Source organism: Pontibacillus sp. HN14, assembly GCF_021129245.1.
Taxonomy (GTDB): domain Bacteria; phylum Bacillota; class Bacilli; order Bacillales; family BH030062; genus Pontibacillus.
In genome coordinates this window covers 263,827-275,565 of sequence record NZ_JAJOLR010000006.1, presented here as the reverse complement: position 1 = coordinate 275,565, position 11,739 = coordinate 263,827, and the positions used below count along the sequence as shown (strand labels likewise).

Here is an 11,739-nt window from a genome sequence, read left to right as displayed (position 1 = left end):
AGCCAAGATCAAACTCTCCATAAAATGTGAGTCTGCCTAGCATCAAAATAAATGATTACTGGCTTTAAAAATCAATTTAAAGACATTGACGTTACATGTTGTTTCGTTCAGTTTTCAAAGATCAAATGTTTCTTTAAAGTGTTTCTTTCTTGTTGGCGCCGTTTTTGACAGCGACTTAATCATCTTAACATTTTGTTGTTTTGATGTCAACAATGTTTTTTAATTTTTTTCGATGCCGTTTTGTTAGCTGTTCGAAATTGTGTGCGCTTTTTCAGCGACAAGTAATACTATATCACCCTATGAAAACATCGTCAATAACTTTTGTTAATTTTCTTTGATGTTTTTTCAAAAGGTTGCTGGCCTCTTTTAAAGCCGCTTAATTATAGTAAAAGAAAAGAGCCTCCTTTGCAACCTTTTTTTCGAAAAGATTACAGAGACTCTTATAATGCTTAATCGTTTTCCCTTAACCTGTATGTTCTATGAAATAACCCTTTCCCTTTGGTTTCTACCTGAACAGCTTCGATAACTTCCTTATCTACAAGATAGTCAAGGAACGCGCCAAGATCTAGCGCATATGGTTGGATGTCCGGATGAACCATTAATTCTCCATAGGCCCAAGGCTCTTCTTTACTTCCCATTACATCTATTAAATGCTTTGCACAATTCACGGTTCTTGAATTAATGGCAAACTCCGTAGCCAAAAGCATAAGTTGAACTCGCTTATCAAGCGTCTCATTACTCTTACTTAACTCTTGATGGAGCTTGTACACCTCAGGTTCAATTCGTTTTACCTGATTCCAAACGGTAACTTCAGGATGGAATCCTTTTTCAATGACAGAAAGACGAGCTAAGTAATGAAGAGAATGAATCATTTTACTGAAAGCATCCATATACTGCTCTGTTTCATAAAGATCTTTACATTCGCCATACGTGCGGATTAGCTTGGCAAATTCAATAGCCTTCTTTAAATCTCGCTTTTCTTGCGGAAAGTTACGCAAGTTTTCTTTTAAAGACGTAATATATTCGTTACGATCGAATATCACACGACCCTCGATTACCCACTCTACAGCACGTCGAAACGAACTGGTGTCAATCCAATTGGTTAATTGTTTTTCATCAACAATATGCATAGCAGCGTTCTTGCTTCCGAATTCATAATGTTTTACAAACCAGGGCTGAGCTGCTCCCCTTACAATAATCAACAAAATGACATCAAAGTTATCCGTGACAGGGCTAATGGGTTTTTTCTTTTCTATTATTAGAATTCCTAATGTGTTTTTTTGACTGGCGCGTTCCTGGTAGATCGGACGTAACACATCTTCCATAACATGCTTTCCCCCAAATACTAAGATAGTGATAATTTCGACACATTCATAGAAAATCCTTTTTTCGACGACGATTTCTCTCCTGGAAATATGCTATACTACCAATTGAAAATGTTAGGAGGGAAAAGGTTGGGCGTTAAGTACTCGAACAAAATAAATAAGATTCGCACGTTTGCGCTTAGTTTAGTGTTTATTGGTTTTGGCATTATGTATGTTGGTCTTCTATTCAAAGAAACCATGTGGTTAATGAGCATCTTTATGATCCTTGGTCTTCTCTCTGTTTGTCTGAGCACAGTTGTCTACTTTTGGATCGGGATGCTATCCACCAAAACAATAAAAGTTGCTTGCCCGAATTGCGGCAAACCAACTAAACTTTTAGGGCGCGTTGATGCGTGCATGCACTGTAATGAGCCCTTAACTTTAGATAAAGATCTTGAAGGAAAAGAATTTGATGAACGGTACAACTCTAAAAGATATCAAAAAAATACAGAAAATCAAAAGTAAAATGATACGAATGTAAAAGAACCTTGCAAGAAACTAAATTCTTCAAGGTTCTTTTATATTTCACAAAAAAGAGAGCTCTTTTTAAAAAGAACTCTCTCTTTAGTGCTGCGATTTGCACTCCTCACAAATCCCATACACTTCCATGCGGTGGTTACTCACTTCAAAACCAGTAACCTGTTCTGCTAGTGATTCAACTTCATCAAGAGATGGGTAGTGGAAATCAACGATCTTTCCACACTTATCACAAATAGCATGGTAGTGTTCTGTAGTATTACAATCAAACCGGCTCGAGGAATCTCCATAAGTCAGTTCACGTACCAACCCAATTTCACGGAAAACACGAAGGTTGTTGTATACTGTCGCCACGCTCATGTTTGGAAATTTGTTTTCTAGTGCTTTATAAATTTCATCTGCGGTTGGATGAGACATGGAACCAATGAGAAACTCAAGCACCGCATGACGTTGGGGTGTAATACGGACGCCAGATTCTTTCAATGTGTCCAGAGCCTCACGAAGTCGATGATCAGACACCGTCATGCACCTCGCTTTCACATATTTTCAAATAAACAATATTATTACATTAAAATCTTTATAATTAGTGTATACCTTTGCTCCTCTTTTTGTCAATGTAACTCGCTTGATATCAGCTTTATTTACAAATCTTACACATCAGCTTTTAGAGGAATTTCTTTTCCGCCTGTCATCTTGTTTACAAAACGAGCCGCTACAAATAAGAAATCTGATAAACGGTTTAAATAAGTCAGAACGAGTGGATTATTTAATTCGTCTTTAACGACGACCGCACTTCTTTCAGCTCTCCTTACAATGGTACGAGCTGTATGCAATGTAGCTGAAGCTTCATGTCCTGATGGCAGTATAAAGTTTTGCAAAGGTTGTAACTCCTGGTCCCAGTCGTCGATCTGTTTTTCAAGTTCATCGATGTGGCCTTGAGTTAGTTGCCACTTCACTTCTTTCCCTTGCGGCGTTGCTAGCTCTGCGCCTACGTGAAACAAAATGGTTTGTACACGATGCATCGTCTCACAGAACACTTCTTTCTCAGGCCAGTCCTCTCTCCTTAAATAACTTAACGCTAAACCAATCATCGAATTCGCTTCATCACAAGTCCCATATGCATCCACCCTAGCATCATTTTTAGGAACGCGTTGTCCATAAATGAGGGATGTATCTCCTTTATCTCCAGAACGTGTATAGATCTTCATCATTAATACCCCTTTCTTGGATCAATTAAGTTGATTAAATCTTCCCCTCCAGAGCGGAAGGTATGTAGGTTCTCTTCAAATATAGACATAGCTCTCGGCTGATAGTGCGGCGACATCCCAGAAGAGTGAGGGGTGACCGTCACATTTCCCATCTCCCAAAACGGATGCGCACCAGGTAAAGGTTCTGTTTCAAACACATCTAATATCGCATGATAAATGATTCTCTCTTCCATTACATCTAGCAGTACATCATTGTTAACTGCATCTCCTCTGCCCATATTCAAGAAGACAGCCTCCGGTTTCATCATTTCAAAATGCTTTCTTTTAAAGAAGTCTTTCGTTTCCGGAGTACTAGGCAATACAGAAATAACAAAGTCCGCTTCTGGTAATTGCGCCTCAAAATCATCCTTCGTATACACATTATCAAAATATTGTTTGGCCGCTCCGCTGTTCGAAACGCCGATTGTGTACATTCGAAACGCCTGCGCAAGTCTGGCTACCTCTTGTCCAATCGCCCCAGTTCCAACGACCAACATCGTTTTCCCAGTAATCTCTACAGGCTTTACCCCTCGGTCCCATTCATGGGCTTTTTCATTTTCTAGCAATAACCGTGTTTTTCTAGCTGTTTGAAGAAGCATGGCTATAGCATACTCTGCCATTGGAACCTTATGAATTCCTTTTGAATTTGTAACTAAAATTCCCTTCTCCTCTATTTTCTTAAACGGCATTTTATCTAACCCTGCGGATAACACCATAATCCATTTAAGCTTACTCGCCTCTTCTATACGTTCATCTGTCAGATCTTCCCCGTATGTAAGAAGGACGTCCGCTTCCGGCAAATAAGAAGCAGCCTCTTCCATCGATTCAGTGAACTGAAACGTTAGAGCCGGATAAGCCTCCACTAAACGCTCTCTTAAATCTCTTCTGATCTTGCATGACGATAAAATAAACAAAAAATCCCCTCCCTATAGCTATAACTCCTACACCCTATACTATAACCTATTCAACAAAAATCATAGAAATCATGCTCCCGCTTCACTGCACCGTACTAAAGGGTGTCTGACACGCGCACTCACTTTAACGCAATAAAGGAAGTGACTTAGTACATAAAAAGAGCGCGAATCAGGTTCGCGCTTAACATGTTGCTCTATATAATAAGGGGAGGTTGGTGTATTACTGTACTATACGCTGTTCGCATTCATTTGGTATGGACCTTTACCTAGCGTTTTTAAAATAGGCACTTATGTTTAAGATGTTTCTCTATCCCCGCCTCTAAGTAAAAAAATACCCTCCAGATGGAGGGTATTTCTAGCTTAAGTTTTCTCTTATATATTGAAGCGCTTCCTCAACATGGCCTTTTACCCGTACTTTTCGCCATTCGTTCACAAGATTCCCATCTTTATCAATGACAAATGTTGAGCGCTCAATCCCCATATACTCCTTACCGAAATTCTTCTTTAACTTCCACACGTCATATTCTTCAGCTACAGCGTGCTCCTCATCAGCTAATAAAAGAAAAGGAAGTTCATGCTTATCGATAAACTTCTGATGACGATCAACCGGATCCGGACTCACACCAAGAATCACTGCATCCAAATCCTTGAAGCTTTCATGATGGTCACGGAAATCACACGCTTCTGTCGTACAACCTGGGGTCATATCTTTCGGATAAAAATACAAGATAACATTTTTCCCCTTATAATCTGAAAGCTTCACTTTCTCTCCATTATTAGCGGGAAGTTCAAAATCTGGTGCTGGCTTACCTATTTCTATAGTCATTCCTATCCCTCCTGAGCATAATCTCTCTTAAGGGTAACCAAATTCAGGATAACTTACAACTTATCAGGCGGCTCATCCTGGTGATGATGATGCATATATTGAACAAAAAAGGCCGCGGGTAGTACATACCCAATCATTGCCTCTATTAATGCGACAACTCTCCCTAATCCAACAGGTGTAATATCTCCATAGCCCACTGTCATAAGCGTTACCCCGCTGAAATAGACTGAGTGCGCCAATCGATCTAAAAGAGAATCTTCTAGCAGAAGCTCATCTTGCAAGATAACAAGCCCCTCAGAGGCTAATATGAAATAAATCAATCCAAAACCAAGCATGACAATTCCATAGACTGCAATAAGCGTATAGAAATGATGAAAGGAAAACAACTGTCGCACCTCACGATCACCATGGAAGAAACCAGCCACACTCCCACATACCGATACCACAACAAAAATTAACATCACCCAACCCATAGCCCCACTCCCCACACTGCACCTACCACTATCATATAAACAAGCTCCCCTTATTATGAATGCACTTCACCATACGAAAGGGTGTCAGACACCCTGCAATTCTTCACAGCACGACAGCGTGTCTGACACCCTTCTCTTCTGCACAGCATTAAAGGGGGGGTGTGTGTTAGAATGGTAGGGAGAATTTTTTTGGAGGTTTTCGTGTGAATATTACTAGATCAATTGAGTTATATAAAGAAGCTGAAGACCATATCGTCGGAGGGGTGAACTCGCCTTCTCGTGCCTACAAGGGAGTTGGTGGCGGAACACCAGTCTTTATGGATACAGCAAAAGGAGCGTACTTCTGGGACGTTGACGGAAATAAATACATTGACTACTTAGCAGCTTACGGGCCGATCATTACAGGACATGCCCACCCACATATTGCAGAAGCGATCTCAAAAGCAGCTTACAACGGTGTCTTATACGGAACACCTACGAAGCTTGAGAACAAGTTCGCTAAAATGATTAAAGATGCGATTCCTTCCATTGAAAAGGTCCGCTTTGTGAACTCTGGTACAGAAGCCGTTATGACTACGATCCGTGTCGCTCGTGCTTATACGAACCGAACGAAGATTATTAAATTCGCCGGATGTTATCATGGCCATTCCGACCTTGTACTCGTTGCTGCCGGGTCTGGCCCTGCAACTCTTGGTACACCTGACTCCGCTGGTATTCCTACTTCTATCGCCCAAGAAGTCATTACCGTTCCATTTAATGATATCGAGATGTACAAAGATGCCCTCGAGAAATACGGAGATGATGTTGCAGGAGTTCTTGTTGAGCCAATTGTCGGGAACTTCGGTATTGTTGAACCAAAACCAGGCTTCCTTCAAGAAGTTAACGACCTCGCTCATGAATCAGGCGCCCTGGTCATTTACGACGAAGTCATTACAGCCTTCCGCTTCCATTACGGTAGCGCGCAGGATATCGTGGGCGTTGAGCCTGATATGACAGCTATGGGTAAAATTATTGGCGGTGGCTTACCAATCGGGGCTTACGGAGGCCGTGTTGATATTATGGAACAAATTGCACCACTCGGACCCGCTTATCAAGCCGGGACGATGGCTGGTAACCCTGCTTCCATCTCTTCAGGAATCGCATGTCTTGAGGTATTACAACAAGACGGAGTCTATGAAAAGATGGACGAACTCGGTGCTATGTTAGAAGAAGGCATCTTACATCACGCAGAGACATATAAACTCCCTGTTAAGATCAATCGTCTAAAAGGAGCCTTAACCGTCTACTTTACAGATGAAAAAGTTGAAAACTACGATCAGGCGGAAGCTACAGACGGCGAGATGTTCGCTAAATTCTTCCACCTTATGTTAGAAGAAGGAATCAACCTGGCTCCATCTAAATTTGAAGCATGGTTCCTAACAACTGAACATACAAAAGAAGACATCAAGGAAACGCTACGTGCCGTCGAATCTTCTTTCAAAGCATTAGCGAGCGAATAAATATACACTCTTTTATGCATCTCCGCAAGGCAACTTCTTGCGGGGATTTTTTAACACATTTATGAAAACGCTTACCTATAGGCTTCTCAATGATTCTAGCATTCCAACACAATGCTTCCCAGCCCCTCTCCTCATACAAATAGCTGTATATTTAATTGCAAACCCCCACCCCATGTGATACTATAATAAATAATTCAGAAAATTTGTACATCGGATTGTGCACTTTTCATTTCTTACCCTTTTCAAAAAATCTTTCATTCGCTCCTGAAAGATTTCGTTCTGAACAGAGCGCTTTGTAGGCTTTTGCAATGATATTGCGAAAGCCCTTCTTTTTCTCATTTAGCGACTAGAAGAAAGTCCTTCACTTTCTGAACAGTCGATTCTATTTGTAAATCTTCAAGGAGGTGTGGTCATCTTGGCCAAATCGAGACGCGTAAACTGGAACCCTAATGAATTTCGGGATTATCACAAACATGAGCATGATGCATGCGGAATTGTGGCTTGTGTTCAGAAAGAAAACAAGCCCACAAAAGAAAACATCAATACCGTCATCAATGCACTCGTGACAATGAACCACCGTGCAGGTTTCACGAAACAAGAAGGCGACGGCGTAGGGATCCATATGGATATCCCCAAAGCCCTTTGGGAGGAAAAGCTAGCTTCAAAGCAACAAGACCAATCACTTGCCCACCACGCTCAGTTTACTGTAGGACACCTTTTCATCAATAAACAAGCCCAAACCACCACAATTAAAACCAATATCCAAAACATCTTAGACCAACATGGTTTTCAATTACTTTATCAGGACGAACAATCTACTCGCACAGAAGCCCTTGGCCCTCTTGCGCAGAAACAAGAGCCGATATTCTGGCAGATTGCCCTTTTACCGAACGAAAACACAATCGATTTAGAGCGTGCTTTATTTGAGGTTTCTCTTGCAATTGAAGAAGATGAGAACGTTCATGTAGCCTCTTTATCTTCCTACCACGTTGTCTATAAAGTTATGGGAGCCGGTGATCAGCTTCCTCAATATTACGCTGATCTGGATCACCCTAAGATTGCTTCAGCCATGACTTTAGGACACAACCGTTACTCTACGAATACCCTAACAAGCTTTTTTCGCGTGCAGCCATTTAGCATGCTAGGTCACAACGGCGAGATTAACACGATTGCCAAACTGCGTGATGAAGCTGAAATGATTAACGTGCCTTTAACCGGTAACGGAAGTGACTCTCAAGACCTTAACCGTACGATCGAAACGTTTGTCAAAAGAGAAGGATACGGCTTATTTGAAGCTCTAGATTTAATGTTCCCACCGATCATAAACGAATTAAAACGTTACCCGACTCACATTCAGGATATGTATGCCTACATGAGGGAAGCTTGGGGTCACTTCGCACAGGGACCAGCCGGTATTATTTCCCGTCACAAAAATGAAGCCGCATTCAGCCTGGACTCTCTTGGCTTACGTCCGTTATGGCAACTCGAAACACTTGATGCCTACTTGTTCTGTTCAGAACCAGGCATTCGCGCAAACAGTGAGTACGTCAGTGATCCAAAACCTCTATCTCCTGGGGAAAAAGTAGGCGTGAAATACGATGAGGAAGGTACGTTACACGTTTATGATCATTTTGATTATCAAGAAGAAGTGTACCGTCGCATGGGAGCCCGCTTTGACTTTGAAGGGTTCCACTCACGCCTCCAACTTGGAAACACAGAAAGCGTAAAGCCTCATCCAACTGTAACGAATGTACACAATGGATGGTATGCAGCGTATGGCTGGGATCGCGAACACATTCAGCTTCTTGAGCAAATGGCTGAAAAAGGCGCTGAACCGATCCGCTCCCTTGGACACGATGTCCCTCTGGCTTCTTTGCACCAGGGGCGCAAAAACATTGCGGATTACTTTAAAGAAAGTGTCGCCGTCGTCACAAACCCTGCTATTGACCGCGACCGAGAAGCCGAGCACTTCTCCACCCGAACCATTTTAGGACGACGTCCAAGTGTGACAACGAAAGAAACCGCGCCATTTAACCTGGAGCTTTTATCCCCTCTGCTTGTCGAAGGGGTACACGCTCAAACGATTTCAGAAAAAGAACAGCAACCATCTTTTGAACAAATTCTTCACCGTTTTGAAAGCGCCGGTCTATCTAAGACCCTTTCCATTACCGCTCGTGAGAATGAAAATATTCAAGATGCACTGACTCGTTTATCAGAAGAAGCCGAGTTGCTCGTAGACGAAGGCGCCGAGCTCATCGTTTTAAATGATGGAGACACCCATCAAGAAGATCACTTATGGTTAGATCCTCATCTTGTCGTGTCTGCAATCGATAAGCGACTTGTCGAAGAACATAAACGAAGAAATACATCCTTAATTCTTCGCTCAGCATCGATCCGGTCCTTACATGATTTGATTACAGCATTTGGCCTTGGAGCAGACGCGGTCAATCCTTACCTGCTGTTTGCAACGGTTGCAGAAGAAGAATTAACACCAACTCTTAACCTCTATTACGCAATGAATAAAGGGCTCGAGAAAGTCATCTCTACTATTGGAATTCACGAGTTAAGAGGATATGCGCGCCTCTTCTCAGCCATTGGGCTCCATAATGATTTCTCTGACCTATTACGAATTGTCAACTTCTTTGGCGGCGAAGGGTTATCTTATGACTGGAACGCCCTGAAAGAAGATGCTATCCAACGACGCGAAGATTTCCAAAACGAAAAAGCTCGTCCAGGTAAGAGCTTCCACGCCTGGCCTCGCCTTTGGAAATCAATCGGAGATGTCGCTAAAGGAAATCCAATTGATGACTTACGAGATAAAATTGACGGACTAGAAGAAAAGAATCCACTCAGCATCCGTCATCTTGTTAAACCAAAACCAAGCGATAATAATGAAGACGCAACGAAGGTAGACCTCGGAGTCGGAACCCATGACTTACCGTTTATGATCTCTTCCATGTCATTTGGTTCACAGAATGAAACAGCTTTCCGCGCCTATGCTGAAGCCGCTGACCAACTGAACATGATTTCGTTTAATGGTGAAGGCGGAGAAATTAAGGATATGCTCGGAAAGTATCCGAATACCAGAGGTCAACAAATCGCTTCCGGACGTTTTGGAGTGAATGCGGAATTACTCAATTCCTCGAACCTGCTAGAGATTAAAATTGGTCAAGGAGCAAAACCTGGTGAAGGCGGTCACCTTCCAGGTTCAAAAGTAACAGCAAAGATCGCAGAAGCTCGTAACGCAACGGTCGGATCTGATTTGATTTCACCATCAAACAATCACGATATCTACTCCATTGAAGACTTGGCCCAAATGATTTCAGAGCTAAAAACTGCCAATGACCAAGCTAAAGTGACCGTTAAAGTGCCGATCGTGCCGAATATTGGAACGATTGCTGTCGGCGTCGCTAAAGCTGGGGCTGATTTCATAACCCTTAGTGGTTTCGATGGCGGTACAGGTGCAGCCCGAATTCATGCTCTTCAACATGTTGGGCTTCCTGTTGAAATTGGCGTCAAGGCTGCTCATAACGCCCTGCTTGAAGCCGGTCTTCGTCACTCCGTTGAAATTTGGGCAGACGGGGGTCTTCGCAGCCCGCTGGATGTTATGAAAGTCATGCTTCTTGGAGCGAATCGGGTTGGATTTGGTACGTTATCTATGATTGCTGTGGGTTGTACTGCTTGCCGTGGCTGTCACCTTGATACGTGCCACGTTGGAATTGCCACTCAAATTGAAACAGAAGCTCAAGCCAAAGAGCACGGTCTCCGTCGATTTGTTCCTAGAGAATATCAGCCATCTGTTACAGGTCTTATGAATCTCTTTACCACATTTGGCGAAGAGTTAAAACGTTTAACCGCTGAGCTTGGATTCTCGAAAACGCAAGACCTTGTCGGACGCTCTGATTTATTAGAACAATATCGTGGTGAAGAGTGGATGGACTTAACCCCACTACTTGAAAAACTTGAAGTTGAAGAAATTCAAGCCTATCAGAAGAAACACGAACGTATGGAAGAACGTCTGTTAATGGCCGTGGGAGCAGAATATTTAGATGGCAATCAAGAGCAACTGCTTGACTCAAGAGAATTTGAAAATGTTACAAGTGAACAACGGAATCTGAGCAGTCGTGTATCTTGTCACCGCGTGCGCGATCGCCTCGATGGCTCCTATCGCGATCTTGACCCAATTCGCCTACATTACAAAGAAGGGTCAATCGTCGGAAATGGGTTCGGAGCTTATCTTACAGATGGTATGGACACTTCTGTTATCGGAGGCGGCCAGGATGGTGTCGGCAAGGCTGCTTTCGGTGGTACGTTGGCCATCTTGAAATCTCCTGGAGCCCATGGCGGTTACATTAACGGAGCTGTTGGAAAAGGGTTTGGATACGGTGCCCAAAAAGGACGACTGATCGTACAAGGTACAGCTGACTCCAGAGCAGGTATTCGTCTCTCTGGTGCTGACATTATTATTGGTCAACAGCTACAAGCCCCTCTTCCAACTGAACATGACGGCAACTTTGGTTGTTATTCAAGTATTAAAGGCTTCGCTTTTGAATACATGACGAATGGACGCGGATTAGTCCTTGGGGATCCAGGACCGTGGATGTGCGCCGGAATGACCGGAGGAGCAGTTTACCTTCGTCACCAGCCTGAAATGGGATTAACGAAAGAAGCACTTCATAAACGAATTGCCAAAGGAGCTAAAGTGGAGATTGAACCACTGAATCCAGCAGGTAAAGCGGATGTGGAAGAGATGCTAACAGGGTACATTGATGTTCTGAAACAGCACGGTCAGGAACAGGAAGCTGAGTCACTCGAACTCCTTCTTGGAAACCTCGAGGACCACTTCCTACAAGTCGTTCCTGAAAAGATTCAAGCCGATCCTTCTGTATCAACCGAATAACCAATAGAATACCCTGCCTAGCGCAGGGTATTTTTTTGC

Annotated in this window: 9 protein-coding genes; 3 read left to right on the top strand and 6 right to left on the bottom strand. The window is 42.8% G+C overall.

The annotated features are described in order from the left end of the window. Positions 1-449: 449 nt before the first annotated feature. Positions 450-1,325 carry a nucleotidyltransferase-like protein gene (locus tag LQ226_RS17655; protein ID WP_231419367.1) on the bottom strand — a complete coding sequence of 292 codons (876 nt, stop codon included), beginning with the start codon at positions 1,323-1,325 and terminating at the stop codon, positions 450-452. A 129-nt stretch (positions 1,326-1,454) separates the two neighbouring features. Here LQ226_RS17655 and LQ226_RS17650 point away from each other — a divergent pair, with 129 nt between their 5' ends. Next, positions 1,455-1,829, top strand: a complete 375-nt coding sequence (locus LQ226_RS17650) for a YgzB family protein (RefSeq protein WP_231419366.1) — start codon at positions 1,455-1,457, stop codon at positions 1,827-1,829. A gap of 99 nt (positions 1,830-1,928) precedes the next feature. Here the strand turns inward: LQ226_RS17650 and perR are convergent, their stop codons facing one another. The 5 genes from perR to LQ226_RS17625 form a co-directional block, all read right to left on the bottom strand. Beyond that, a complete protein-coding gene (gene perR, locus LQ226_RS17645) occupies positions 1,929-2,366 on the bottom strand; it encodes a peroxide-responsive transcriptional repressor PerR (RefSeq protein WP_255688809.1) in 438 nt (145 codons plus the stop codon). 125 nt (positions 2,367-2,491) lie between these two features. Beyond that, positions 2,492-3,049 (bottom strand): cob(I)yrinic acid a,c-diamide adenosyltransferase, encoded by a 558-nt coding sequence (locus tag LQ226_RS17640; RefSeq protein WP_231419380.1) that lies wholly within the window; start codon positions 3,047-3,049, stop codon positions 2,492-2,494. A gap of 2 nt (positions 3,050-3,051) precedes the next feature. Beyond that, positions 3,052-4,002: a D-2-hydroxyacid dehydrogenase gene (locus LQ226_RS17635; RefSeq protein WP_231419364.1), complete on the bottom strand. Its 951-nt coding sequence runs from the start codon at positions 4,000-4,002 to the stop codon at positions 3,052-3,054. Between the two features lie 355 nt (positions 4,003-4,357). Then, positions 4,358-4,828, bottom strand: coding sequence for a thioredoxin-dependent thiol peroxidase (gene bcp, locus LQ226_RS17630; protein WP_231419363.1), 471 nt, complete (start codon positions 4,826-4,828; stop codon positions 4,358-4,360). A 53-nt stretch (positions 4,829-4,881) separates the two neighbouring features. Continuing rightward, positions 4,882-5,301: a potassium channel family protein gene (locus tag LQ226_RS17625; protein ID WP_231419362.1), complete on the bottom strand. Its 420-nt coding sequence runs from the start codon at positions 5,299-5,301 to the stop codon at positions 4,882-4,884. A 203-nt stretch (positions 5,302-5,504) separates the two neighbouring features. On the opposite strand from LQ226_RS17625, the gene LQ226_RS17620 reads away from it, so the two are divergent. Together LQ226_RS17620 and LQ226_RS17615 are read left to right on the top strand one after the other, a co-directional pair. Then, complete coding sequence (locus tag LQ226_RS17620; RefSeq protein ID WP_231419361.1) at positions 5,505-6,800, top strand: glutamate-1-semialdehyde 2,1-aminomutase; 1,296 nt, start codon at positions 5,505-5,507, stop codon at positions 6,798-6,800. 412 nt (positions 6,801-7,212) lie between these two features. After that, a complete protein-coding gene (locus LQ226_RS17615; RefSeq protein WP_370635525.1) occupies positions 7,213-11,700 on the top strand; it encodes a glutamate synthase-related protein in 4,488 nt (1,495 codons plus the stop codon). Positions 11,701-11,739 lie beyond the last annotated feature (39 nt).